Consider the following 25,382-nt stretch of genomic DNA (forward strand, 5'->3'; position numbering starts at 1 on the left):
TATTTGCAAGCCTTTTCGCAAGAAAAAAAGCGCCGGGGCATCCCGACGCTTTTTACACTAGAGCGCTTACACGGCACTCGTTTCTCTCTGTTCCTGGTACATCGCTTCGATCTCCGCTTGGTAGCGCGTCTGCAGGACATGCAGGCGAACTTTTAGAGAAGGGGTGAGTTCACCAGATTCGAGTGTCAACTCTTGCGGGAGGATCTTGAACTTCTTGGGACGTTCAAAGGACGCGAACTCGGCGAGCTGTTCCTTGATCTCACGCTCCATCAAGACCAGCACTTCTGGGTGCTCGACCAACTGAACGGTTGGTAGGTTTAGAGACTTCTCAGCCGCAAACTTTTCTAGGTTCACGAAGTCCGGTACGATCAGAGCGGAGACATACTTGCGCTTGTCGCCGATCAAGATCGCTTGCCCGATGTACGGACTGCACATCATCGCAGATTCGATCGGGAACGGGGCGACGTTTTTGCCGGTGGCGAGGACGAGGATGTTTTTCTTGCGCTCGACGATCCGCAGATAGCCGTCGACGAATTCACCGATGTCTCCGGTCATGAAGTAGCCATCCTCTGTGAAGGCTTCTCGCGTGGCTTCTGGGTTCTTGTAGTAGCCGACCATGATCGACGGGCCCTTGGCGAGCACTTCGCCGTCTGCGGCGATCTTGACATCCACGTTGTTCAGCGGAAGTCCGACGGTGCCGATGCGCGGGTCGCTGATCGGTTGGGTGGAGATGACGGGAGACGTTTCGGTCAGGCCGTATCCTTCACAGACGGTCAGGCCGGCAATCTTCAAAAACTCACCGACGGTCGGGGAGAGCGCTGCACCGCCAGAGACGAGCAGGCGGAGGTTGCCCCCCATGCGTTCGCGAATTTGCTGGAACACCAGTTTGTCGAGCAGTGGATGCAAGAGCTTCGAGGTGAAGGTTGGGCTGGTGATCTGCTGCTTGCCGACTTTCATCGCGAGGCGGAAGATCGCTTGCTTCGCCTTGGAGGACGCACGGACGTTGTTGAGGACACCGTCGTAGATTTTCTCAAACAAGCGCGGCACCGAAGTCATGACGGTCGGTTTGACCTCCGCCAAGTTCGCCGTAATCTGCGGGAGACCTTCGCAATACGTGAAGCAACCGCCAGAGGTGAGCATCATAAATTGACCACAGGTGCGCTCGAAGATATGCGAGAGCGGCAGGTAGGACAAGCTGCGATCCTGCGGGGTGAGCGGGAGATAGACCTGGCCGCCGATCAGATTTGCATAGAGGTTGCCATGTGTCAGCATGACGCCCTTGGGGTTACCCGTCGTGCCGGAGGTGTGGACGATCGTCGCCAACTGGTCGTCGGAGATCGTTTGCCAAGCGGTGAGCGTGCCTTTGGCTGCATGGAGGTGCTGGCCTTTTTCGATCACGGAGTCAAACGTCATCACGCCTGGATGTTGCACGGGCTTCGTCGGTTGAATGATCAGCACCGAGTGCAGGGCTTCGGTGGCGACAGCGAGTACGCGTTCCAGCAGTTGGTCATTCTCGACGACGATCGCTTCCACATCGGCATTTTGCAGGATGAACTCGATCTGGTGCGGGGTGCTGGTCGCATAAATCGGCACGGTGACCGCTCCGGACATCATGATGCCGAAGTCGGCGATCGTCCAAGCTAGACAGTTATTGGCGAGGATGGCGACTTTGCTACCAGACTGTACCCCGAGGTCTTGCAAGGCATAGGCAAACGCTTCGGAGCGCTTCCAGAACTCACGGTAGGTCAGCTTCAGGTATTGATTGTCTTGTTTCCACATCAGCGCATCGTTGTCCGGATAGCGCTCGACCGTTTGGTGAATGAGGGAAAGCAAATTCGACATGTGACACCTCCTGTGGACAGTTTCTTGATTGGCAATGATGAGAGAATATAAAACGCGAACAAGTACATGTACGACTAATGTACGTGTCGCGTGGTTGTCTACATGACAAATGCAGTTTTTATACTGACCAGTTCGTCAAAAAATTAGAAAACTCCTTTATTTGTCGAAAAATGTTTTTATGTTACGATAAACATGGAAATGAAAGGAGTGAGAACCCATGCGGTTTTCGCGATCGGAATTGATCGAGATCATCACCCCGCACGTGTTGCGCACGTTGGTGCGGTTGCAAGCATCCAGCGGCAACACGCTGAGCGAGCAAGACCTGATCGATGCAGGTCTGGCGGAGGAGCAACGGCGCGCACTGGTGCAGACCAAGCGCTTGTTGGAGACGGGCGAAATGGGCGTCTACAGCGTCAATCTGTGAGTGAGCGCCCCTTTTGAATCGAGCCGCACACGACAAAAAAGACGGCTCGCCGCTGTGGGCGAGCCGTCTTTTTTCACCCGGAATCCCCGGTGTAGTGCTTGCGAATGTCCAGCAGGAGTTCTGCTTTATTCTTGCGGACGCGCAAGCCGCCTACTTTGTAGGAAGGGTGAATTTGCAGTTGTTTGGCCAGCGCTTGAATTTCCTTGATGCCGAGGGTGTTCAGGCCTTCTTGGGTCAACGACAGCCACCTCCCGAAACAGTCAAGCTCTCCTCACGCGGTGCTCGAGCCTTACTGTGCCCCGATTTTTGACAGGGCAATCGCAGGAATGCCAGTTCGTGCGTCAGGGGAAGCTACGGGGTACGGAGGTGTTTGTAGATGCGCAACGGATTTTTCATTTACATAGTGATCACCGTGTTTTTGATGATTTTGTTTGGGATCGGATTTAACAAGGGCATCATGCGTTCGATCTTTGGCGCGTTCCAGCTCCGAGACATCTCGGACAACACCAGCCCCGGTTCGCGATAGCCACTCGAGTAGCATGACAGCGTTTTCTCACACATAGGATGGCCTTGGATACTGATGAAGGGGTGATCGGTGTGAAGCGAACGGCAGAGTTTGTCATCGGACTTATCGGTGGAATCGTAGGGATTTTGTGTGGGTTCTCTGGCGTCTTGCTGGGCGGTGTTGCGGAGGCGATGCAAGTGGATGGCAGCGGTACGGTCAGCGCGGCGTCGTGGGTTGCGATCTTGTTCTCGGTGCTCGGCATCGTGGGAGCCTCGATCGTCAGAAAGAAAACGGGGCTGGGCAGTCTCTTCATGATCATCTCCGCTGTGGTCGGTTTCATCTGCATCTCGTTCTTCTACACGGTGCCAGCACTTCTGCTGTTGATCGCTGGGATCATGGGCTTCGCGCGCAAGGACAAAAGCGGTGCAGCTGTGTAAGTAGAGCTTGTTGAAAAAAGTTCCCCTTTTCATGAGGGGGACTTTTTTTTATAATCGAAATATCTACCGACTGTTCGGTATAAATGTGAGCAAGAGGAGTGTGAGCGCGATGTTGCACAAGATTTCGATCCCCACACCGTTTCCCGTCGGCCCGGTCAATGTGTATCTGCTGAAAGGCAAGGACTGTCTGACGTTGGTGGATACGGGGCCCAAGACCGTCGAGGCGCAGGAGGCGTTGGAAGCCGGCCTGCGAGCGGTCGGCGTGCGGGTGGAGGACTTGGATCAAATTCTGTTGACGCACTACCATTGCGACCATGTCGGACTGTTGGAAAACTTGGTCGAGCAGAGCGGGGCGAAAGTCTACGCGCATCCGTTTACGGAACCGTTGATTGCGCGGGAACCGGCGTTTGAAGCGGCACGCAGTGAGTTTTATCAAGGGCTGTATCGAGGGCTGGGTTTGACGGAAGCGCAGAAGCAACAAGCGATCGGGCAGATCTATGACTACTTAGAATACGTCGGGGTGGCGCATGTCGATGTTGCGTTGAGAGAGGGCGACCGCTTGCCTGGGCACGAGGAGTGGCAGGTGGTCTATACGCCCGGACATGCGCTGGATCACCTGTCGCTGTACGACGCAGTTGGCAAGCGGATGTTGCTCGGGGATCATGTGATCAAAAAAATCTCCTCCAACGCCTTTATCGAACCGCCGCATCGTGCAGGGGACGAGCGTCCACGGATGCTGATGATCTATCGCGAGGCGTTGCGTAAAGTGCAGACGCTGGACTGGGAGATCGGATATGCCGGACATGGCGAGGAGATCACGGGGCATCGGGACTTGATCACCAAGCGTCTGGCCGACATGGAGCGTCGCCAAGCCAATGTGCTGGAGACGGTGCGCTCGGGCAAGACGACCGGCGTTGAGATCACGCTGGCGATGTTCCCGCGCCACTTGGAACAACTCACGCTGATCATCTCGGAGACGGTCGGCCATCTGGACTGGCTGGTTGCAGAGGGCAAGTTGCGCGTCGAGGATGACAACGGGCTGTGGCGATACTTCGCGGTCGAGGAGTAAGCTCGACCCGCGACACTGTGCATACAGACAGACAAGTTCGGAGAAACGAACAACACAACAAAAAGAACCAACTGCGATCATGACAATGAGCGTTGGTTCTTTTTGTGTTTGGATCAAGGGCTAATTCCCCCACCAAGGGTGCAAGAGAAGCTAGCTATTTTAGTACAGTTATTCCTTTGGGGCCAATTAGATCATCATATGCAATAGATTTTGTTGGAGTTTCGTATACACACCATAAAGCAATAATCCCTAAAGTTACAACCGCGAATAAGACTTTTCTCATAGTATCCCTTTCCCTTCAAAGAGGATCGAATAAAGCTCACTACGCTTTTTCTCCCAAGATAAAGCACTTTGGAAGTCTCCTTGGTGTTCATACACATCAACAAGAATCTCAATGACTTCGATTTGATCTTTTAACGCCCCTATTTTACCAAAAAATTCGTAAGACATGTTTGCGAAATGTATTGCTTCATTGTGGTTTTTGCCACGGTATTCGAATGATGAACGAATTTTGTAGTATTCTGCCACCTCACCACTTTCGATTAGAGAATGGCTCTGGATAATTTGTTCGGCTTCCATGAGGTCATGATACGCCTGCTCAATTTGCATTTGATTCAAATAGATTTTTGCAATTTTGGAGTGAGTATGAACAAGTCGGGGAATATCGTGAAGTGAACGATACGCATCCAAACAATTTTTGAGCTGTTTTATTGCAAGTTCGGGATTTTCGTAAGTAATGACCTCAGAGGCATTTGCTTGTGACACGATGATGGCCTGTTTTAGTTCATTTTGTGCCTCTAAGATATTTTTCGCCTTTTCGAAACATTCTGCTGCTTTGTGAAACTCCTGTGAATTCTTATAGGAAATTCCTTGATGGTAAATCGTGTGGGCTAGATCAACTAGACGGTTACTATCTTTATAGTAATCGTGGGCGAATTGAAGATAGCTGCGCGCATCCTCAGGATTTCCTCTACGTAATAATGTGGTGGCAACATTAAACGAAATATGGGCGGTCAGCATGTTTTGGGTAGTAAATCGCAACGTGTAGTCGAACGCCTTTCGATAGTTGTAATAAGCATTGTTGTAGTCTTGTGTCTGATGGTAGACTTTTCCGATAATATTTCGAATTTTCGCGAGAAGTTCAGCATCGTGGTAGTTGTCAGTTTCTAGCTTATCGATTAATGGCTGTAACAGTTCAAGTGATTCGTTATATCTTCTTTGCTGATACCGGCACTCGGCAAGATGCACACAAAGTGTCATAGTATCCTTTCCGGTGAGTTCAGAATGAGTCTCTAACTCCATGATGAAAATCTCCGCTTCGTCCGGCTGATTTACCTCTAGTAGCACCTCAATGAGCTTGATCCGGCTAACCAGCTCCATTCGCTTGTCCTCTTCTTGAAGAAGCTCATGCACAGGAATTTTAAACGAAGCGGCCAGTTTCGTGATAAGTTCGGGCGTGGGGAGAATTTGTCCTTTTCAAGTTTGCTAATCCATCCGTTTGTTACTCCACAGAAATCAGCTACTTTTTCTTGGGACAATTCACGCTCGATTCGAAGCCGCTTGACTCGCGCTCCAAGGGTTTCTTGATTTTTATGTAAAGGAGTACTCATTTGCTCACCTCATTTCAAAACAGTCAGAATATATCATACACTAGTAGTGTTAAGTTAACAACAGATAGGGTTAACTTGATTGTTTCATCTGTAACTAGACTTAGTATCAAGAATTGATCCATGTGATAGATGAAATATAGACTCATCTCATAAAACGATGTGAGGTGAGTCTGTTGAACGTAAACATTTTAGGCCAACGCATCAAAGAACTTCGCATGAAAAAAGGAATGAAGCAACAGGAACTTTCCGAAGGGATTTGTACACCTAGCATGATCAGTCAGGTGGAGAGTGGACGAGCACGTCCGTCCCATGACGTCTTGGTCGGGATCGCGGATCGGCTTGACGTCTCGTTGGAGTTTTTGATGGCAGATGCCAATCTCAATATGAAAGTCTCCAGCAAGTACAAAATGGCGCGGGGGTTTATCGCCAGCCGACTTTACCGCACGGCTGCGGAGGTCCTTGAAGAAATTTTGTTGGAGCCGGATGCGAGAACTCCTACAGCGGAGGTCAAAATCGACTTGGCTGAATGCTACCTCCATGAGCAGGCATTCGACCTCGCCTACTCACTTTTGCATGAAGTCTTGGAAGAGGCGGCACTGACGAAGGACAAGTATCAACTGGCGGGTGCTCTCAAACTTCTCGGAGAAATTGAATTTGAACTGCAACGCTACGCATTTGCCCTCCGCCATTGGAAACGGGCTGTTGATGCGGTTGAGAAATCAAATGTGAGGAATCGTTTGTTGCTGATTCCGCTCATGGTGAAGCTTGGGATTTGCTATCAAGCCTTGAACCAAGATGATGAGGCTATTTCCTGCTTCCAACGTGCTGCAAGGCTCAACGACAAAACCACAGACCTAAACTCAATCGCGGATCAGTACATGCATATGAGTGAGGCCTATCAGAGTACGGGCGATCATTGGAAGGCGGGTAGTTATGCGGAACGTGCTACCGGCATTCGTGAGGGTTTGGTTGTACTGGCTCTTGGGGAGCATGTCCGCTCCGAGTACGCCACTTTTCAATGGCAAGAGAATCCATCGGAAAAGGAAGTCGAAGCGGTTTGGAGTTCTATTCCGGTCATGCAAGAGGAGAATCCGTCTGAGGTCGGGTTTGCCTATTTGAGACTGGCGCAACTGTACGAGCAACTGGACCAATATGAATCGACCTTACAGGTCTGTGAACAAGCGAATCAGTTATTACCTACCCCGCATCAAGACCGAATGGAATTGTTCCGTATCTGGGCATGGGCTGCCTTCCAAAATGGCGATTGGGAACGTGCTAAGGAATTGGAAGCGAGCAGAAAGGAGGGGGAATCGCATGGGATCGACGATAAGTAGATAAGCAATAGGAGAGCAGCCATGACAAGGTTGCTCTTTTTGTGTTTGGCACAGACCCAAAACGGTCCACCAAGTAGTCGCTCGATTCCGATTTTTGATTGGATTTAGAAGATGGCGATGAGTTCACTAAACAAACATAAAACATTTTTATTGACTTATTCAATATTGAAAGTTACTATCTAAGTAAATTCATTGTAAAATGAATAACTCATAGAAAATGAAAGGGTTGATTTCATGACAATCATGACGCAGTTCTCCAAGCTCGCACCCAAAAATAAAGATTTGGCAAAAGAAAATCTCGTCGATTACGTAAACGCTTGCAACAAAGTCTCTGCGTATTCGTTCGCCTTTACGAAGTCCAACCTCTCCCCGTTGAGCATTCCTCCCGCTGGGTACAGTGACTTCGTGCAGCAGTTCGGGCATGCCAAAGGAAATGCGATGGAATGGAGCAATTCGATTATTCCGAACATGATCGCCATTCCACAGGCGATCGTGGACTCGAACCGGATTGTGCAGGCGAAGTTCAATAACATCCTGAGCGATCTGGCTGACCTCGCCAAACATCCGAACGACAAGGATGACCTCGAGGACATCAAATCGAACTTGGAAAGCATCCTCACCCGTGCGCAGGGAGAGTACGACAGCACCGTGTCGTTGATTGGAAATTTTGACTCCTACAGTTCAACCCTTGAATCGGATTACAAGATTTTGAGCGATGGCCTTGACAAACTGAACAACGCAACCGAAACGGACCAAGCTGAAGTCAAACGTCTGACCGATGAAATCTCTGCGCTGAACGATGAAATCAATAAGTTAAACCAATACTTGACCGCTGCGGAAGTCGGTCTCGGCGTATCGATCTTCATTGCGGCTGTGGGCATCGTGGTCGGTGTGGCAACGGGGGGAGCAGGATTTATTCTCACGGCTGCAGGCGTGGTAGGAATTGGCGGATCGATTGCGGGGATCGTCTTGGCGAACGCACAAATTCATGCAGATCAGAAAAAAATTGGCGAAGACACGTCGAAAATGAACGACTACAACAAAGACCTCTTGGTTCTGAATGTGGAGACTCTGTCGTTGAAGAATCTGGTTCAAGCGAACCAAGATGCACGCCAAGCGCTCGTCATCGTCAGCAATGTATGGAAAGACCTGTGTGAGGGGACGAAGAATTTGATCGATATCCTCCACCATGCAGAGTCGGACGTCGCCACCAACATCAACCAAGCGACGGATGAAATCAAACAAGCGCAAGCGGATTGGAATGATATTGAAAAATTCGCTGCGTTATTGGTGAACGTCGATTACAATTTCGATCCGAACGTTCATCAGCTCGGTTAAGCGAATGGCGATCCATGAGCGTGTAGATCTGTTCACCTATGCCAACGCCTGTCACGTCGTAGCTGTCTATGAAAATCTAGTTGTCGACTATGCGCGACCTGCCTTCCAAGATAAGCCATCTTGGTTCGATTCCTATGTGGCCGTGTTCGATAAGGTGGCCACCGATCCGCTCAAGTGGTCCAATCAGATCGTTCCGCAGTTCATCTCGGTTCCGCAGCACGTGATCAATTCGAGCACGCTTGTGAAGTCGCATTTTGACACGTTGGATGATGACTGTAAGGATTTGTCGAGAAATCCGAACGATCGGGATGCCATCGACGATGCGATCTCACAACTGCGGTCGATCTTGAATGTGGTCACGACGTTGATGAATGATTGTAGGACTCTGGTGAACGATCTCGACCAATACAGCGGGATGACCGCTCAAGTGGATCATCCTGTGTTGCTCGATGGCGTGAAGCTGTCGAACGACCAGATGGTTGAGAATTACCGGCATATCGAGTACCTGCATGAGGAAATCGGCCATCTCCAGGCAGAGATTGACGCCCTGTCACATATCCCCACTCCGGAAGCATGGGCCAAAGTTAGGGAATGCCGCGAAAAAATTCAATCTGATCTGCAATTGTTGAATTCGTTGCAAAGCGATGTGATCGTCCTGCAGGGGATGAACGCATCGATCAAGGGTATGCAACTACAGAATCAGCAGGTCGTTTCAAACTTTGGTGCCATCAGGCAGCAATGGGGGGACTTCATGGATCTGTTGGGGAACTTGCAAGAGCAACTAAACGTGACCATCGAGGTCCTCCCAACAGCTTTCAATTTCGCGTCGGCCGAGTTGAACATGGCCAAGGTGGAGTGGGGCAATCTCTTGAGTATGTCGAGGGATTTAGCAGGAATCTCGTACTCGTGATCAGGGCCATGGCATCCAAACTGTTTGCCTATACGGAAAAAGTGCTCGAAACATCGGTGCCGGTTTTGCTCGATTCGCCGTCTGGTTACGGGCACTTCTTGGAGGAGTTTGCACAGGCGAAGGCACACGCTCTGCGGTGGAGGCATTCGTTGGTGTGGCAAGTGGAGATGTGGCCAGATTGCCTAGCCGATGTGCAGAAGCGCCTGCGGCCACTTCTCGATGAAGATCAGTTGTGTTCCGCGCGGTTGCAGGCATACCCAACCGATGAGTTGGCTCGCAAACAACAGAATCTTCTGCGGGCACAGATGCAAACCCTCGTCATGTCGCTCGTTGAGATTCATCAAGCCTTGCTGGACGCGTTGTGCGACTTGCATGCGCACCTGGAGCAGGACGCTCGTGTTATGGAGCAAGGTGCGAAGGCCGGGTGGAATGAATTTGCCGACATGGCGGACAGTGTCCGCCAGGCGCGTAAGGAACTGTCCGACCTCATCCAAATCAGGCAACGCGAATGGAAGGTCTGGCAGAATTCTCTTCAAAGGAGCCTTCATCCATGATCGCACATCAAGTTCGTAAATTGGCACCCTCTACGGAGGTTAGCCAGCAAGTTCTCGTCGATTACATCAACGCCTGTACGCTCGTCTCGGCCTACGTATATGGGTTTACCAACGCATCTGTGACCGCGCTTCAGGACCCGCCCGTGTGGTTTAGTTCGTTCGTGCAGAAGTTTGGCATTGCAAAAGGGCACGCTCTGCAATGGAACTCTTCGATCGTGCCGCAATTGCTGGTTGTTCCACAGAATGTGAGTGACATGAACAAGTTGGTCCAGTCGAAACTTACGCACATCTCTGAACTGCTCAAGCAGTTGCAGGCGAACCCGCAAGATACCGCTGCCAAGCAGGAAATTCTCAATCAATTGGATAATATTCACGACCGCATCGTATCGGAGTCGGCACTGTGTACGCAACTGACGCAATCGATTGAGACCTTCAACGTGAATACGCGCAACGACTATGGAATTCTGAAACAAGGTTTGGATGCTTGTCTGCACCAGATCGACGTCGATGAAGCGGAGATGTCCCGCTTGAAACGCGAGATCGAAACGCTGACGGCGGACATCCAAGCGTGCTCCACCAAGTTGACGGCTTCAGAGGTTGGAGCCGGGATTTCGATCTTCATCTGTTTAGTCGGGATCGTCGTCACGGTAGAAACCGCCGGTGCAGGCGCGACGCTTATCGGTGTGGGCGTCACGGGGCTGACGGGCTCGATCGGGGCGATCATCGCTTTGAAACAGCAGATTCAAGCGGATCAGAGTCAAATCAGCAAAGACACCGCAAATTTGAATACCATCTCCTGCGATGTGATCGCGCTGTCCGCCAACACGGAGATGTTGCAACAAGTGTGTACGGCGAATCAGCAGGCACAACAAGCGCTCAACAACATCACTTCGCTCTGGAACGGATTTGCTGTCGGCCTGAAGGAATTGCGCAGAGAGATCGAGGTTCTGGAGGCAGACTTGGCAACGCAGGACATCAACGGCGCGATCTCCGAGCTGGCACTTGTTCAAAATGACTGGAACCAACTTGATACTTTCGCGGGTCAACTGGCCGACATCGACTACAAATACAACCCGAACATCAACAACATTAAGTGATGCACGATGACTGCAGGGCAGGTACGTCGGCCTTTCTGTAGCTGAATCCTATTGACAGGGAAAGCCGATCGCGATACGATGAATTTTGAATTGAATAAATACCTTCGGGGCAGGGTGCAATTCCCGACCGGCGGTGATGACCCCCCGAGTGGGTCTGAGCCCGCGACTCCTCGCTTGTTTGGTTCAGGCGAGGACTGATTTGGTGAAATTCCAAGGCCGACGGTACAGTCCGGATGGAAGAAGGTAAAACGAGTCTCTCCTAGCCGCGCGCAAAAACGCGCGGTTCGGAGGCTTATTTTGCTATCCATGAAAGCCCCGTTCGCGTTGTTGCGCGAACGGGGCTTTTTTGGACGAAGGGTTTGTTACAATTCGAAAATGCTCATCGGGAGGTTTTTGAATTGAGTAAGGCAAGTGTAAGCATGCCCCGCACCACCGGGTGGAACATCATGACGAGTTGGAACGGCGTGTGGTTGATCGCGCTGGGCGCGGCGCTGTGGGGGACGGACTCCGTCCTGCGCCAACCGCTGTTGGCGACCTTCTCGGCGACACAGATCGTGTTGCTCGAACACCTGTTGCTGGCGTTGTACGCAGTTCCCGTCATGTGGATCAATCGTCGGCAACTGCGCGGACTCACCGCCAAGCAGTGGGGTGCGATCTTGTTCATCTCGTGGGGCGGTTCAGGTTTGGCGACGGTGTTGTTCACAGCGGCCTTTGGGATGGGCAATGCCAGCGTCGTCCTGTTGTTGCAAAAGCTACAACCGGTCTTTGTCTTCCTGCTGGCTCGTCTGGTGCTCGGCGAGCGCTTGCAGCGCGGATTTGGTGGCTGGGTGTTGGTGGCGTTGGCGGGAACGTACCTGCTGACATTTGGCTTTGCGATGCCGTATGGGAACCAAGGTTCGAATGAAATGCTCGCTTCGCTGTTTGCGATCGGAGCGGCGGTTTTGTGGGGCGGCTCGACCGTCATGGGTCGTTTGGTGTTGAACAAGATGAGTTTTGAATCGGTGACGGCAGCACGCTTTCTATTTGCGCTCCCGTTCATGGCGGTGTTGGTGGCGCTCAACGGCACCCAAACTCCGCAGGGGGAGAGCATGTGGAGCCAATCGGTGTTGCTCGTACCGTTCCTGTTGATTCTACTGCAGGCACTCCTGCCCGGCTTGCTCAGCCTGTTGCTGTACTACCGTGGCTTGTCGACCACGCCGGCTTCCTACGCGACGCTCGCGGAGTTGGCCTTCCCAGCGGCCGGGTTGACGCTGAACTGGATTTTCCTGAAGCAAGGCTTTACGCTCGGACAGTTCATCGGATTCGCGGTGATCTGGTTCGTGGTGTACCGGATTGCAAGGTTGCAAGAGCGCAACTGATGAAAAGAGAACCCGACCGTTGTGGTCGGGTTCTCTTTTAACGCAACGGAATCGTCTCCACCTGATCGCTCCACGTGGCGAGATGATGGAGCCGGGTCTTGATCACGATGCGATCTGGGTAGAGCTCGACGAAGCGCGATTCGCTACGCTCCGGATGCGGGTGCAGATAGAGTCCCTCGCCGCGCTTTTCCGAGCCGGGGGTGGGGTCTGCGGTCAACTCAATCGGTTCGTACACCGAGCCTAGACCGTAGAAGTGTACGCCTCGCTTGACGACCGCCTCGCTCGGGGCTTCTGCATCGATGTGCGAGTGTCCTGAGAACCACACGATGTGCGGGTAGTGGCTTGCCAGATCCAGCAACTCCACCGACTGCACGGCGCTCACATCGGGGTCGGACTTGCCGACGGTGCCGTCGAGCGGTTGGTGGAGAAACACAAATGTCGGAGCGGCAGGTGCAGAGCGCAGCGTGTTTGCAAACCAGTGGAGCTGTTGGTTGGATAGCCACGCTGCTTCGCCGCGTTCTTTTTGCTGTCGGAAGTATTGTTCAGAGGAGAGAAAAATCAAGTGTGCGCCATGCACCCACTTGTCATAGTAGAGATTGGGCAGGCTGAATGTACGCAGGAATTGCGCTTGGGCGCGGGCATCGCTCCACGAGGGGTTGTCCCAGGAGTGATAATAATCATGGTTGCCCATCGTCGGGTACAAGGGACACCCCGCGTGGTCGTTGGCGATCTCGCGAGCGAGTGACAAGTCCTCTGGAGATCCGTTGGTGGTCAGGTCTCCGTTGACGACGATGAAGTCGGGATGGTACGTGCGGAGATCGCGCAGGGCGTTGGCGAATTTCAGCGCGCCGTTGAGATGGGCAGGTTGCCAATCGGACACCACATGGACGTCGGAGAGCACTCCAAACGATGCGAGAGGCTTTTCCACACGTTCTGCCCGACTGGGGGAAGCATAGAAGGATTGGGCGGGGGTCAAGACGCAGCAGAGCAGCAGGGCGACGACGACAGCGAACGTGATCTGGATGGATCGGTTCATCTCGTGCGATTCCTCCTCCGTCTGGTTGAGTCGTCCTAGTGTGCCCCGCGAGCAGGAAATGTACGTCGCATATGGAAATCAGTATCTAGATCAGGAAAAATTGGAGGCCTACAGAGGATGTCGATCTATGACGTGCGTCTCTCCCGAATTCGGGACTGGATGAAGCAGCGGAACGTGGAAGTTGTACTGGTCACGTCGCCGCCGAATGTGAAGTATCTGACGGGGTTTGATTGCCACCCGATGGAACGTTTCATGGGGTTGTGTTTGCAAGCAACGGGCGAGGCGACCTTGTTCGTGCCGTCCTTGGAGCAGGAGGCGGCACAGAAAGCTGGCTTCCCGCACATCGTCACCGTGTCGGACACCGAAGACCCGATGGACATCGTCCGCGCTGTCGTCGGCAACGGTCCATTTGGTGCCTTGGCTATCGAAAAGCAACAATTGACGGTAGCGCGATTCGAACAATTGCAAACCGTGTTCGGCACAGCTCCGGCTGTGGCGGCAGAGGAATTGCTGCAAGATATGCGGATGCGCAAGGACGAAGCAGAAGTCGCGATCATGAAAAAAGCGGCCGAGATCGCCGACCGCGCTGTGGAAGCGGCCGTACGAGCGATTGCTGTGGGCAAAACCGAAGCGGAGATCGTCTCGGTGATCGAGTCCTCGATGAAAGCGCAGGGCGCTTCGGGCACATCGTTCCCGACCATCGTGCTGGCTGGCGAGAAAAGCGCCCTGCCGCACGGCGTCCCAGGCAATCGCACGATCCAAGAAGGGGACTTCGTGTTGCTCGACTTGGGGGCTGTCTATGAAGGCTACTGCTCCGACATCACGCGGACATTCGTCGTCGGTGAGCCGTCTGATGAACAAGTGATCATCTACGAAGCGGTGCTCGCGGGCAATCTCGCAGGCATCATGGCGACCAAACCGGGCCTGCCTGCCAAAGTCGTCGATGCAGCAGCACGCCAAACCATCGAAGGCTTCGGCTATGGGGAGTACTTTACGCACCGCGTCGGTCATGGACTGGGCATCGAGGTACACGAATTCCCGTCCATGCACGGCAACAACGAACAAAAACTCGTGCCGGGGATGGTCTTCACCATCGAGCCGGGCGTGTACGTGTCCGGTCTCGGCGGCGTCCGCATCGAGGACGATGTGTTGGTCACCGAGACGGGTGTCGAAGTGCTGACCAAGTATCCGAAGGAACTGCAGATCCTTGGTGTTGAGTAACAACAAAATTCCTCAAATGCCCCAGATTCGGGGCTTAGCTCGATGCTCGATAAAAAAGAACTTGCCCGCAGTGGGGCAAGTTCTTTTCCTTTCAATAAGCCATTGCTTAGCGGTCGCCCGACAGCCACAGCACGGTGTTGACTGCAAGCGCTGCGTCGCTGTAGTCAGACCAACCGTCGTACAGGCTGTCACCAGCTGCACCCGTGCCATCATCGTACAGCGAGGAATCGCCAAGGGCCGCGAAACGGCCGGAGCCGTAGTTGCCGTGGATGTGGAACGGATCTGCTTGACTGGTCAGGAAGATATCGGAAACGATCGAGGTGTTGGAGCCGGTTTTGTGGATCGTCGAACCGTTCCATGCGCCGACGGAGGTAACGCCGCTGGTCAGCGTGTTCGCGCGAACATCGGTGATCGGCTCTTGCGATACGTTGTTGCGGTTGAAGTAGAAGCCGTAGGTAGCACCTACCCAGGAGCCCGTGCTCGGGTTGGCAACCGTTTGCGATCCGTCAAAAATTTGCACGGAGTCCCAACCGTCGTTGTTGCGGTCGGAAACGATGTGGTCGGCGATGAAGTACACCGCGCCGCCATTGGCCACGAAGGTGTTGATCGCGGATTTTTCGCTGGCGGTGAAGTTGATATTGGGCTCCGGGATGACGTAGACCGACACGCCGGACAGAACGGTGGAAGTAACTACCGAAGTGGTGGAGGTGACGGTGTAGCCTTTGCCTTTGAGCGCGGTGGCAAAGTTGGAGAAGCCACCGGTGATCGTCCAATCCGCGTTCCCAGCGGTTTCGCCGTGACCTTGGTCAAACAGAACTTTTTTGCCGACCGGAGATGCAGATGCAGCATCCGGGGTAGCCAGACCGAGCGCTGCGAGGGTAGCGACGACAGCGAGGGTGAGCAATGATTTTTTGTTCATGTTCAAAAAACCTCCTAGACCGTTTCAAGTATGTAAGAGCAACTATCAGTTCCATTCCAAATTATAATAGAAACGGCACCAAATGACTAGACAAATTTGTAAAGGTTTCGTGTATAGAATAAAGTTTCATTATCATAAATAAATAACAAAAAAGAACCTGCCGCTAAGCGGTCAGGTTCTCTTTTCTGCCAAGATCGAGATTAGTTGATGGTGCCTGCGAGCCATTGAACCGTGTTGACCGCGAGGACTTTGTCGGAGTAGTCATTCCAGCCATCGTACAGGTTCTTGCCAGCTGCGCCGGTGCCATCATCGTACAGCGAGGAGTCGCCGAGGGCTGCGAAGCGGCCAGAACCGTAGGAACCGTGGACGTGGAACGGATCTGCTTGACCCGAGATGAAGATGTCAGAGACGACCGACGAGTTGGAGCCGGTGACGTGGATGGTCGAACCGTTCCACACGCCGACCGCAGTTACGCCGCTGGTGACGGAGTTGGCGCGGATGTCGGTGACCGGTTCTTGGACCAAGTTGTTGCGGTTGAAGTAGAAGCCAAACGTTGCGCCGACCCAAGAGCCGGTGGTCGGGTTGGCAACCGTTTGCGAGCCGTCAAAGATTTGCACGGAGTCCCAGCCATCGTTGTTGCGGTCCGAAACGATGTGGTCAGCGATGAAGTACACGCCGCCGCCGTTTTGGATGAAGGTGTTGATGGCGGTTTTCTCTGTAGCGGTGTAGTTGATGTTCGGCTCCGGCAGCACGAGTACTTTGTAGCCGGAGAGCACGGTTGCGGAGATCGCCGAAGTGGTCGAAGCTACCGTGTAGCCCTTCACACGCAGCGCGTCTGCGAACGAGGAGTTCGCGCCGCCGATCGTCCAGTCTGCGTTGCCAGCCGTTTGGCCATGACCTTGGTCCCAGAGAATTTTCGAACCAGTGACCGTACCGCCACCACCACCGCCGCCACCGTTGATGTACACGGTGTTTTTCGCGCCGAGGGTACCGCCAGACGTCGTGGACGAAGCCCAGTTCGTCGAGGAGCTCGAAGTGCCTGCCGGGTCTTTGCGTTCCAGCGATGGGCCGGTGCCGTTGCCACCCCATGCGGAGGTGAACTCGACGGAGTCGATCACTTCAGCAGACGATGCGAGGTTGTTGCCATCGGCATCACTGAACAGCGCGAAGCCGTCACCGGAGTTGGACAGCGCGAGGTTGGCAGACCATTTCAATTGTGCGCTGGAGACGGAGTTGCCGATGGTCAGATAGCCGCCAGCCGGAATCGTAGTGCCTGCCGGAATCGTATACACGCCTTCCGTCAGCGAAGAGGCTCCTACATTGTTATCGGTGACTTTGTAGCCGGAGAGGTCGATGCTTGCGCCGGTGGTGTTGTAGAGTTCTACCCATTCCTGCGTCGTACCCGAAGCGTAGTTGTACATAATTTCGTTGATGACGACAGAACCCGCAGCGATCGCTGCAGAAGCCGGTTGCACATTCAAAACTGCCGGTGCAGCAAGTGCGCCGACCATAGCCAAGCTCGTCAATCCGATAACCGTGTGTTTTTTCATGTTTAGGAGTTCCCCCTATATGATTGTCCAAGTCTCTTCACCTACATTATAAGTGATAACTTGAAAGATTTCATCAATTATTTGTTGAGGTTTTGTTGTAATTTAATCCCAGAGTAACAACGGCTACCTCGTTTTTTTAGCAGGGATCGAAGGAGGAAATTGGCGGGTGAAAATGGTATTGTATAGGTGGCATCTACTTGCACGGCATAGGTAAGGAGAAGGAGAAATGAGCATCACCACCTACAAACCCAGCAGAGGCGATTTGGAACGGTTATCGAAGTTTCGTGCGCCGTATCAGCAGACGATCGATGAACTGAAGGTCAAATTAAAGGGTATCAAATACGGCTGCCTCGAACAGGACTGCTACTCACCGATCGAATTTGTGGTGGGTCGGGTCAAAACGGTCGAGTCGCTGTTGAAAAAAGCGGAGAAAAAGGGCGTACAAGTCGGCAATGGCAACTGGATCGAGGACATCGAGCAGCACGTGTACGACATCGCAGGATTGCGCGTTGTCACCCGCTACTTGGAGGACATCCGCGAGGTGCAGCAGATTCTCTGTGAACGTGAGGATTTTCAAGTCGTAGAGATCACCGACTACATTGAAACCCCCAAGGAATCGGGTTATCGCAGCGTACACCTCGTCGTGCGCTACCCCACCTATCACGGCTCTCAGAAAAAAGAAGTGCTGTGCGAGATCCAATTGCGCACGATGTCGATGAACTTCTGGGCGACCAACGAGCATGAGTTGCGCTACAAGTATGACGAGAAACTGCCGGTCGAGATGAAGGAACAGTTGCGCCGGGCGGCGGATACGGCCTACGAGTTGGATTTGCAGATGGCGCAGTTCCGCCGGGAAATCCGCACGTCGCAGGAGATGCGCTTGGAGGACACCGTCGCCAACGAGGACAAACTGGAGGAGATCTTCTCCCTGTATGTCAAAAAAGACTTCAACCGTGCGGCTGAACTCTACCAGACCTACTTTGGCCGCGACCACGACTTTGCGTACAATCCGAAGTTGCAGATGATCGACGAGATGTTGAATTCGCGGTTGTTAAAAAAACCCGTCTCCTAAGGAGTCGGGTTTTTCATTGCTTTTTCGATTAAGGAGATGAGCAGGAAGTTCAGATCTGGGTCAAAGTCGTCAACAACGGTTTGCATCGCATAGGTGAGGCGGAACGTGCTGTTCTGTTCGAGCAGATCACGCAGCAGTCGCTGTGCTTTCTCCGACATCTGTTTCTGGGTGACACCTTCTAGGAACTTCTGAATGTCGGCCAGTTCTTGGTCGAGGCGTACAGACAAAGAATCGCGAGTTGGCTCTGTCGGCACCGGTTGGGAAGTCGTAAATTGGTGCGGGGCAAGATCGGACGTTGTGTTGGCGGAGGAAACCGAAGCAACAGAGGTAGCGGGAGCAGATGTCGAAACGACAGGGGCCGGGGAAACGGTCTGTCCAGACGGGCTGGCCTGTACAGGAACGGCAGGTTGAACAGACGCTCCGGTCTGGGCAAAAGTCGGAACTGGCGTGCTGACCGTCGCCGGTGTGTTAGCGGTTGCAGGCGTCGGAGCGATCAGTTCCGGAAGCGCGATGGCATCTGCTACGGTTGGGGTCGGAGAGGCTGCTTCCTTGTCTTTCTCACGGTCCTTCTCCTTGCCTTCCATCGTAAAGGCGACTTCGCCGCTACGACGGTCGTACTTGGTAATCCGTACTTGAATCGAAGCTTCGCGATCGATCAGCTCAGGCAATTTGCCTTGTAGATTGATCGCCATCTCACTGTTGTGCAACAAACCGCTCAAGCCGTCTGCCGTGGATGCGAAACATCCAAAATCCATCATCCGAAACGGGAATACTTCAATAGATTGTCCGACATGATATTTATTCGTCAGACTAGGTTTCAAATTATCTTTCTTCGACCGACCAAACTGTTGAACATAGCGCAATGTCGTATCCATAGAGAGGCGTGACTCCTTTTGAATGACAAATTATGTAATAGCGAAAACAGACTATCTATCCATTTAAGTTAACAGTCGGTGTCACCATTGTCAAGCCGACTCAAAAAAAGGACAGCCTAGCGGCTGCCTTGTTTTATCGCGCCAATTCGCGCAGTTGTTCGAGCGTCGGCATGTCATCGAAATGATGGATCAGGAGGCGTTTCGATGGGTCTGCGCCGTTGATGTAGTCGGGGATCGTGTCGAGGTTTTCGTCGATCGCTTGTTGCAGATCACGCTCATAGGCGGCGCGACCGGCATCGCTCTCCAACGCCTGACGGAACTCAGCTCCGTTCAGACCGATTGATTCTGCGAGTGCGACGAGGACGTCACGATCGGCAATGTCCTGTTTCTCCGCCCAATGGGCACGGTACACAATTTCGACATAGTCGGCTGCACGACCGAACTGTTCGGCAACTTTGGTTGCCACCAACGCCGGGACGGTCTCGCCTTGGACCGGGGAGGAGACACGGATGCCTTGCTCCTCGCGGAGTTGCTTGAGGCGAATGCCTGCTGCTTCGCGGTAGCCTTCCGGTTTTGCCGGTGGGTTTGCACCTGGCGGCATCTTCCAGACGTGGTAGAGAATCTCCACGCCTTCCTTGGCCAGTTCACGCACGGTATGCGCACCCACGTAGCACCACGGGCACGCGTAATCAAAATGGAAATGAAGTTTGCTCATCAATGCTTACCTCCTGCCAGCAGCACGCTGTGGGCAACGGCGATGCAGAGGTCCATGACGATCTCCACGCCGTTTTCCTGCGCCAGTTGTGCGGCTTTTTCATCTTCGACGCCTTGTTGGGCCCAGACGCGTTTCGCGCCCGACTTGATCGTTGATTCGACAACGCTATACAATTCCTCAGAACGGCGAAACACGTTGACAAGATCGACGGGTTCCGGGATCTCTTCGAGCGTAGCATACGCTTTTTCACCCAGCACTTCGCCCTTGAGCATCGGATTGACCGGGATGATGCGGAAGCCGCGCTGTTGCATCGTTTCCGCGATCTGGTAGGAGGTGCGGTCTGGTTTGTCAGACAGACCGACGACTGCGATCGTCTTGGTTTCTTGCAACCATTGCTTGACTTGCTCGTTGCTTGGTGCTGTGTACATGGCGAACATCTCCTGCTCTGTTTTTTTACCAGCATACCCTAGATTGCCGGGAACAATCTGTCGGCTATGCTACAAATCAACAGGAGAAACTCCCGCGCAAGTGAATTGGCAAGAGATGGACAAACATGGTACATTGAACCCAACCTAAGTTCATATACATGAGGAGGATAGCACGAGATGTCTGAGATTCTTTTTTACCAGTATCCGAAGTGCGGCACCTGCCGCAATGCCAAGAAATATCTAGAGGCGAACGATGTGCAATACACCGATATTCAGATCGTCGAGAACCCCCCGACGAAGGAACAATTGCGAGACTATCTGGCCAAGAGCGGACTTGAAATCAAAAAGTTCTTCAACACCAGCGGCAATACATACAAGGAACTCGGGCTCAAGGACAAGTTGAAAGACATGAGCGTCGAGGAGCAATTGGATTTGCTCGCCACAGACGGCATGTTGATCAAACGCCCGATCCTCGTGCGCGGTGACAAGGCGACGGTTGGTTTCAAGGAAGACGAGTTCCAGAAGGTTCTCGGGTAGGAGCGTGTGTGCAGAGGATGATTCGAAAAACGGTATTGCCTAACGGGTTAACGATTGTAACGGAAAAAACGCCCTACCTGCGTGGGGCGGTTGCGCACTTGCGCTTCGGCATCGGCTCAGGGCATGAGCCATTCCGACTGTGGGGTGTGGCGCACGTGTTGGAACACATGGTGTTCAAAGGCACGCCGCAGATGGACCAAGTGGAGTTCGGCAACGAGATTGCGCGGCTGGGCTGCTCGACCAACGCCTCGACAGGTTTTGAGTCGACGACGTTTGAGATCGACGGTCCAGCGGAGACGATTCTGCAAGGGCTGGATGTGTTCACCGAGTTGCTCGCCAATTTCCATGTGCCCGCCGAAGAGTTTGACAAGGAGAAAGACGTGATCCAAGAAGAGTGGAAGATGTACCGCGATGACCCGTCCGCGTGGGGCGAAGACCTCGCCTTTCACTCGTTGCTCGGCAACTTTGCACATCCGACCATCGGGTCGCCAGAGTCGATTGCCAGTCTGACGCGTCGTCAAGTGTTGGAATTTTCACAAGCGCACTACACGCCAGACAACTTGATCGTCGGGCTGGTTGGCAACGTGGAGCACGAAGCGGTTGTGGAAGTGCTCGCCAAGCATTTTGGCGACAACCCGCGCACGTGTGCCGAATTGCGATTGCCACCGCTGTCTCAAGTCAAGGTGCGGCATGAGGAGGAGGATTCGGAGCAGGAGCAAGTCTTTGTCGGCTTCCGGGCCCCGGCGATCCTGCGCCCGGACATCCCCGCGTTCGATACAGCGATGACGATTTTCGGCGGCGACTCGTGGTCGCGACTGTTCCAGCGCTTGCGCAATGAACTCGGCCTCGTCTACAGCGTGGATGGCGGCTACTCGGGCTGGCCGCATGTCGGCTCGTACATGATCTATGCGGGGTGTCAACCGGCAGAGACCGACCGCGTGCTGGCGGAGATCGTCAATGAGATCGACAAGTTCAAGCGGGAGATCTCCCCAGACGAACTGGTGCGCTCGAAGGCGATGTTGCGCTCCTCGCTCCTGATGAGCAGCGACCAACTGGGCACCAAAGTCCAGAAGTTGATCGACGATGAAGTGCTCTGGGGCGAGTATCGTCCGTATGAGAAGGACATCAACGATCTGGAAGCGGTCACGGTCGAGCAGGCGTTGCAACTCGTCAATGAAGTGTTCGACGACAAGTTGATGACCCGTGTCACCGTCGGCCCACATCAGCCAAAGTAATTCCGCCCCAAAAGCCCCTGTCCACGCGACAGGGGCTTTTTTTTCCTGCTGTTCTGTGTGATTGTCAACGGTGTATAATCAGGTTGATAGGCACTTATTTCGATTTTCGAAAATTAGGAGTGTGGAGATGAACGAAGAGAGAAAAGCCAGGCTGTTGCTGCTGTTTGTCGTAATTCTCTGGGGTTTGAACGTGGTGATGGTCAAGTACCTGTCGGCGTATTTCAACCCGACGATGCTCGGCGCGTGGCGGATCGGCGCGGCGGCAGTCTTGCTGACCGCTCTGGTCTGGAAACAGTACGGCTTCGTAAAAATCTCCTGGCGCGAGTGGGGCACGATCACGGGCATCGCCGTGTCGGGGATCTTCCTGCATCAGATCACGCTGTCGGCAGGGGTCAAGACCACAGAGGCGTCGACCGCATCGCTGATCCTCGGTCTGAATCCGCTGGTGACGATGGTTTTGGCGTACTTCCTGTTTCGCGAGCCCTTGACGGTGCGCAAGGTCGGTGGTGTCTTGCTCGGGTTCTGCGGCGTGTTCCTCGTCGTGTTCGGGAACTCGTGGGAGCAGTCGGCAGGCTTGCACTTCGGAGTGGGGGAGTGGTTGATCGTCGTGGCGATGCTGACGTATGTGATCAGCGGCATGTTCATAAAAAAAGCGACCCAGACTGTGCCGGTCATGGTCGTCACCGCGTACAGCCACATCATCGCGACGCTCCTCTTGGTCATCGCAGCCACTGGGCAACAACTGGTGTCTGACGCCCCGTTTACGCTGTCCTCCGACTGGTTCGTCTGGGGCGTGTTGCTGTTCTCGGCGTTTTTCGCGACCGGATATGGCTCCGTGTGGTGGAACTCTGGCATCCGCATCATCGGGGCTGGGCGCACGGCGATGTACATCAACGGCATGCCGATGCTCAGTCTGATCTTCTCCGTGCTCTTGCTCGGCGAATCGATCACGTGGATTCACATCTTCGGATTCTCGACCGTCTTCGTGGCGATCCTGCTCGGGACGTCGAAGTCGAAAGCCGAGCGCCAACTCCTCAACCAGAGCGTCTGATGCGCAGAAAAAAGCCTTTGCCCACGTGGGCAAAGGCTTTTTTTCACTTACAGGGCTGTGAACAAGCGCACCAACAACGCGATGTTGCGCGGGATCGCATCGATCACCACATGCTCGTGCGAGGCATGGGCACCATCGCCCATCGGACCCAGCCCGTCGAGTACGACACAGCCGGCCGAGGCCGCGATGTTGCCGTCAGACGTGCCGCCCACGCCGATCTCACCGAGCGTGAAGCCTTCCAATTCCGCCTGCTCCTGTGCCACGCGGAAGAGGCGTTCTGTGCCCGCCGTGCGCTCCATCGGATGCTTGTCGATGCCCCCCTCTACCACGAGGCGAGCCCCCTCCAACACCGGCTGCAACGCGTGCATTTTTGACGTGATCACATCCGCCTCTGACGCGATCTGCACGCGGACATCGATGTGGACTTCTGCATACTCCGGCACGACGTTCGAGGTGGTGCCGCCGCGGATCGTCCCGACCGACAGCGTGGTGCCGAGCGCATAGTTCGTCCAAGATTGGATTTCGAGGATGTGATGTGCGAGCTCGGCAATCGCGTTGACACCCTTTTGGTGGTCATTGCCGGCGTGTGCGGCCTGGCCATAGGCGCGGAGCGTGAATTCGCCACCGCCCTTGCGCGAGGTCTTCAACAACCCCTCGCCAAATGACGGTTCGATGACGAGCGCCAAAGCGCTTTTTCGCGCTTCGGCTTGAATGAGTTCTCTGGAGGAAACGGAACCGATCTCCTCATCTGTGTTCCAGAAAAACACCAGCTTTTTGTTCAACGGCAAGTGGTTCTCCAGAATGGCCTGCAACGCGAAGTAGGAGAACACAATCCCAGCCTTCATGTCATACGTGCCGGGTCCATACGCTCGACCGTCCGCGATACGCCACGGTTCGGTGGCGAGGGTGCCGACGTTTTTCACCGTATCGAAGTGCCCGAGCACGAGAATCTGCTCCTCGCCCTCGCCAACCTCCAAGCGCAATTGGTTGCCCATCGTCTGTTGCTCATGCACCGTCAGCGTACAACCCAATGCTGTGAAACGCTCTTGGATCAAGGCCCCGAGGGAATCGACCGCCGCTTTGTCATGCGTCGGTGATTCCAATTCCACATAGGTTTTCAGTTCTTCCAACACGTCATCCAAGCGTTCTTGGAAATACGTCGTCCAGTTCATCACCACTTGCAAGCCCCCTTTTCCCCACACTATGCCAAGTTTCTCCAGACAGGTCAAGGCTATGCACGAATTGACTGAAATTTCTGTGTGCAACAGCAGGCACAGCTCCCCGAAAAACCAAGAAATTAAGCGGATAATCGAGATTGAGACGATTAAACCGAACGATAAGGAACTTCAGCAAATTGCGCTCATTATGCGAGGTGTCGTATAAATATCCATATCCATTCAACGGTTTATGAATCGAGACCAACAGAGTCTTCCATAGATACACACACATAGGGGGAACTACACGATGAACAACAAACACCTGAAAACGCTGACCTTGATCTCCATGACCGCCGCATTGGCGATGACAGTGGGCTGTGGCTCCACCTCATCCGATGCCACCGCGTCGAGCAGCAACGCGTCCGCGAAAAAACTCGTCATGATGACTTCGGCCGACTACCCGCCCTACGAGTCGCACAAAACGGATGGTGGCTCCGACCAGATCGTCGGATTTGACGTAGACATCGCCAAGGCGATCTCCAAAAACCTCGGCTACGAACTCCAGATCAAGGACGTCGATTTCAACGGTCTGCTCCCGGCTCTGCAAGCGAAGCAATCTGACTTCGTGATGGCAGGCATGACCCCGAAGCCGGAGCGCTTGCAAAACGCCGACTTCTCCGATATGTATTATGAAGCGAAAAATACGATCATCGCGAAAAAAGGCGCCAACCTGAAAACCGAAGCGGACATCAAAGCCAAAAAAGTAGGTGTCCAGCTCGGTTCGATCCAAGAAGGGGCCGCAAAGAAAATGGAAGGTGTCAACATCACCTCCCTGAACAAAATTGGCGACCTGATCCAAGAGATCAAGGCAGGTCGCCTCGACGCAGCGATCATCGAGGACACCGTCGCGAAGGGGTACATCGCGTCGAACAAAGACCTCGAATTCAACACGATCCCGCAAACCGAATCGGCAGGTTCCGCGATTGCCTTCCCGAAAGGCTCCACCCTCGTCGGCGATTTCAACAAGGAACTCCAAAAGCTCAAAGACAGTGGCGAACTCGACAGCCTGATCAAAAAGTGGTTCGAAACCACCAACTAGAAACGAGGT

27 protein-coding genes and 1 riboswitch are annotated in these 25,382 nt (G+C 53.6%); of the genes, 16 read left to right on the top strand and 11 right to left on the bottom strand.

Annotation, left to right across the window (positions count from 1 at the left end):
- Nucleotides 1–66: 66 nt before the first annotated feature.
- Nucleotides 67–1,842 carry an AMP-dependent synthetase/ligase gene (locus C7459_RS13480; protein ID WP_109689822.1) on the bottom strand — a complete coding sequence of 592 codons (1,776 nt, stop codon included), beginning with the start codon at nucleotides 1,840–1,842 and terminating at the stop codon, nucleotides 67–69.
- A 217-nt stretch (nucleotides 1,843–2,059) separates the two neighbouring features.
- On the opposite strand from C7459_RS13480, the gene C7459_RS13485 reads away from it, so the two are divergent.
- Nucleotides 2,060–2,266, top strand: a complete 207-nt coding sequence (locus C7459_RS13485) for a hypothetical protein (RefSeq protein WP_109689823.1) — start codon at nucleotides 2,060–2,062, stop codon at nucleotides 2,264–2,266.
- Between the two features lie 73 nt (nucleotides 2,267–2,339).
- On the opposite strand, the gene C7459_RS23360 is transcribed toward C7459_RS13485, so the two are convergent.
- Nucleotides 2,340–2,504, bottom strand: a complete 165-nt coding sequence (locus C7459_RS23360) for a hypothetical protein (RefSeq protein ID WP_170119454.1) — start codon at nucleotides 2,502–2,504, stop codon at nucleotides 2,340–2,342.
- Nucleotides 2,505–2,642: 138 nt separating this feature from the next.
- On the opposite strand from C7459_RS23360, the gene C7459_RS23365 reads away from it, so the two are divergent.
- The 3 genes from C7459_RS23365 to C7459_RS13495 all read left to right on the top strand — a co-directional run bounded on the left by C7459_RS23365 (nucleotide 2,643) and on the right by C7459_RS13495 (nucleotide 4,277).
- The gene (locus C7459_RS23365) at nucleotides 2,643–2,792 is read left to right on the top strand and encodes a hypothetical protein (RefSeq protein ID WP_170119455.1); all 150 of its coding nucleotides are present in this window, start codon (nucleotides 2,643–2,645) and stop codon (nucleotides 2,790–2,792) included.
- A gap of 71 nt (nucleotides 2,793–2,863) precedes the next feature.
- Nucleotides 2,864–3,208 (top strand): DUF4064 domain-containing protein, encoded by a 345-nt coding sequence (locus C7459_RS13490; RefSeq protein ID WP_109689916.1) that lies wholly within the window; start codon nucleotides 2,864–2,866, stop codon nucleotides 3,206–3,208.
- Between the two features lie 109 nt (nucleotides 3,209–3,317).
- On the top strand, nucleotides 3,318–4,277 hold the full coding sequence (locus C7459_RS13495; protein ID WP_170119456.1) for an MBL fold metallo-hydrolase: 960 nt from the start codon (nucleotides 3,318–3,320) through the stop codon (nucleotides 4,275–4,277).
- A gap of 279 nt (nucleotides 4,278–4,556) precedes the next feature.
- On the opposite strand, the gene C7459_RS13500 is transcribed toward C7459_RS13495, so the two are convergent.
- Both C7459_RS13500 and C7459_RS24165 read right to left on the bottom strand, forming a co-directional pair.
- Nucleotides 4,557–5,657 (bottom strand): tetratricopeptide repeat protein, encoded by a 1,101-nt coding sequence (locus C7459_RS13500; protein ID WP_109689825.1) that lies wholly within the window; start codon nucleotides 5,655–5,657, stop codon nucleotides 4,557–4,559.
- Nucleotides 5,615–5,887 (bottom strand): helix-turn-helix domain-containing protein, encoded by a 273-nt coding sequence (locus C7459_RS24165; RefSeq protein ID WP_109689826.1) that lies wholly within the window; start codon nucleotides 5,885–5,887, stop codon nucleotides 5,615–5,617. Before C7459_RS24165 ends, C7459_RS13500 begins: the two co-directional genes overlap by 43 nt.
- Nucleotides 5,888–6,060: 173 nt before the next feature.
- Between C7459_RS24165 and C7459_RS13510 the strand changes: the two genes are divergently transcribed.
- The 6 genes from C7459_RS13510 (at nucleotide 6,061) to C7459_RS13535 (ending at nucleotide 12,478) form a co-directional block, all read left to right on the top strand.
- The gene (locus tag C7459_RS13510) at nucleotides 6,061–7,221 is read left to right on the top strand and encodes a helix-turn-helix domain-containing protein (RefSeq protein ID WP_109689827.1); all 1,161 of its coding nucleotides are present in this window, start codon (nucleotides 6,061–6,063) and stop codon (nucleotides 7,219–7,221) included.
- 234 nt (nucleotides 7,222–7,455) lie between these two features.
- Nucleotides 7,456–8,559: an HBL/NHE enterotoxin family protein gene (locus C7459_RS13515; RefSeq protein ID WP_109689828.1), complete on the top strand. Its 1,104-nt coding sequence runs from the start codon at nucleotides 7,456–7,458 to the stop codon at nucleotides 8,557–8,559.
- 4 nt (nucleotides 8,560–8,563) lie between these two features.
- A complete protein-coding gene (locus tag C7459_RS13520; RefSeq protein ID WP_109689829.1) occupies nucleotides 8,564–9,469 on the top strand; it encodes a hypothetical protein in 906 nt (301 codons plus the stop codon).
- Nucleotides 9,466–10,023: a hypothetical protein gene (locus tag C7459_RS22980; protein WP_146201001.1), complete on the top strand. Its 558-nt coding sequence runs from the start codon at nucleotides 9,466–9,468 to the stop codon at nucleotides 10,021–10,023. Before C7459_RS13520 ends, C7459_RS22980 begins: the two co-directional genes overlap by 4 nt.
- Nucleotides 10,020–11,120: an HBL/NHE enterotoxin family protein gene (locus C7459_RS13530; RefSeq protein ID WP_170119457.1), complete on the top strand. Its 1,101-nt coding sequence runs from the start codon at nucleotides 10,020–10,022 to the stop codon at nucleotides 11,118–11,120. The genes C7459_RS22980 and C7459_RS13530 overlap by 4 nt, the downstream gene beginning before the upstream one ends.
- 96 nt (nucleotides 11,121–11,216) lie before the next feature.
- Nucleotides 11,217–11,369: riboswitch (FMN riboswitch) on the top strand.
- Nucleotides 11,370–11,518: 149 nt separating this feature from the next.
- Entirely contained in the window at nucleotides 11,519–12,478 is a 960-nt protein-coding gene (locus C7459_RS13535; protein ID WP_245884542.1) for a DMT family transporter, read from the top strand.
- A gap of 37 nt (nucleotides 12,479–12,515) precedes the next feature.
- Here C7459_RS13535 and C7459_RS13540 read toward each other — a convergent pair whose 3' ends face one another.
- A complete protein-coding gene (locus C7459_RS13540; RefSeq protein WP_109689832.1) occupies nucleotides 12,516–13,514 on the bottom strand; it encodes a metallophosphoesterase family protein in 999 nt (332 codons plus the stop codon).
- Between the two features lie 117 nt (nucleotides 13,515–13,631).
- On the opposite strand from C7459_RS13540, the gene C7459_RS13545 reads away from it, so the two are divergent.
- On the top strand, nucleotides 13,632–14,735 hold the full coding sequence (locus C7459_RS13545) for a M24 family metallopeptidase (RefSeq protein WP_109689833.1): 1,104 nt from the start codon (nucleotides 13,632–13,634) through the stop codon (nucleotides 14,733–14,735).
- A gap of 106 nt (nucleotides 14,736–14,841) precedes the next feature.
- On the opposite strand, the gene C7459_RS13550 is transcribed toward C7459_RS13545, so the two are convergent.
- Nucleotides 14,842–15,654 (bottom strand): DUF4350 domain-containing protein, encoded by an 813-nt coding sequence (locus C7459_RS13550; protein WP_109689834.1) that lies wholly within the window; start codon nucleotides 15,652–15,654, stop codon nucleotides 14,842–14,844.
- A gap of 200 nt (nucleotides 15,655–15,854) precedes the next feature.
- Nucleotides 15,855–17,204, bottom strand: coding sequence for a lamin tail domain-containing protein (locus C7459_RS13555; RefSeq protein ID WP_109689835.1), 1,350 nt, complete (start codon nucleotides 17,202–17,204; stop codon nucleotides 15,855–15,857).
- A 226-nt stretch (nucleotides 17,205–17,430) separates the two neighbouring features.
- Here C7459_RS13555 and C7459_RS13560 point away from each other — a divergent pair, with 226 nt between their 5' ends.
- On the top strand, nucleotides 17,431–18,276 hold the full coding sequence (locus C7459_RS13560) for a GTP pyrophosphokinase (RefSeq protein ID WP_109689836.1): 846 nt from the start codon (nucleotides 17,431–17,433) through the stop codon (nucleotides 18,274–18,276).
- Here the strand turns inward: C7459_RS13560 and C7459_RS13565 are convergent.
- From C7459_RS13565 to C7459_RS13575, 3 genes are all read right to left on the bottom strand, one after another.
- Nucleotides 18,273–19,151, bottom strand: a complete 879-nt coding sequence (locus C7459_RS13565; protein ID WP_109689837.1) for a S1 domain-containing protein — start codon at nucleotides 19,149–19,151, stop codon at nucleotides 18,273–18,275. The two genes, C7459_RS13560 and C7459_RS13565, sit on opposite strands and share 4 nt — an antisense overlap.
- A 133-nt stretch (nucleotides 19,152–19,284) precedes the next feature.
- A complete protein-coding gene (locus C7459_RS13570; RefSeq protein ID WP_109689838.1) occupies nucleotides 19,285–19,866 on the bottom strand; it encodes a DsbA family oxidoreductase in 582 nt (193 codons plus the stop codon).
- Nucleotides 19,866–20,294, bottom strand: coding sequence for a CoA-binding protein (locus tag C7459_RS13575; RefSeq protein ID WP_109689839.1), 429 nt, complete (start codon nucleotides 20,292–20,294; stop codon nucleotides 19,866–19,868). Before C7459_RS13575 ends, C7459_RS13570 begins: the two co-directional genes overlap by 1 nt.
- Before the next feature lie 177 nt (nucleotides 20,295–20,471).
- Between C7459_RS13575 and C7459_RS13580 the strand changes: the two genes are divergently transcribed.
- The 3 genes from C7459_RS13580 to C7459_RS13590 all read left to right on the top strand — a co-directional run bounded on the left by C7459_RS13580 (nucleotide 20,472) and on the right by C7459_RS13590 (nucleotide 23,117).
- Nucleotides 20,472–20,831 (top strand): arsenate reductase family protein, encoded by a 360-nt coding sequence (locus C7459_RS13580; protein ID WP_109689840.1) that lies wholly within the window; start codon nucleotides 20,472–20,474, stop codon nucleotides 20,829–20,831.
- Between the two features lie 17 nt (nucleotides 20,832–20,848).
- Complete coding sequence (locus tag C7459_RS13585; RefSeq protein ID WP_109689841.1) at nucleotides 20,849–22,066, top strand: M16 family metallopeptidase; 1,218 nt, start codon at nucleotides 20,849–20,851, stop codon at nucleotides 22,064–22,066.
- Between the two features lie 127 nt (nucleotides 22,067–22,193).
- The gene (locus tag C7459_RS13590) at nucleotides 22,194–23,117 is read left to right on the top strand and encodes a DMT family transporter (RefSeq protein ID WP_109689842.1); all 924 of its coding nucleotides are present in this window, start codon (nucleotides 22,194–22,196) and stop codon (nucleotides 23,115–23,117) included.
- A gap of 47 nt (nucleotides 23,118–23,164) precedes the next feature.
- On the opposite strand, the gene C7459_RS13595 is transcribed toward C7459_RS13590, so the two are convergent.
- Nucleotides 23,165–24,289, bottom strand: coding sequence for a M20 family metallopeptidase (locus C7459_RS13595; RefSeq protein WP_245884549.1), 1,125 nt, complete (start codon nucleotides 24,287–24,289; stop codon nucleotides 23,165–23,167).
- A gap of 292 nt (nucleotides 24,290–24,581) precedes the next feature.
- Between C7459_RS13595 and C7459_RS13600 the strand changes: the two genes are divergently transcribed.
- Entirely contained in the window at nucleotides 24,582–25,373 is a 792-nt protein-coding gene (locus tag C7459_RS13600) for a transporter substrate-binding domain-containing protein (RefSeq protein ID WP_170119458.1), read from the top strand.
- Nucleotides 25,374–25,382: the final 9 nt, after the last annotated feature.

Source organism: Tumebacillus permanentifrigoris (assembly GCF_003148565.1).
GTDB classification, from domain to species: domain Bacteria; phylum Bacillota; class Bacilli; order Tumebacillales; family Tumebacillaceae; genus Tumebacillus; species Tumebacillus permanentifrigoris.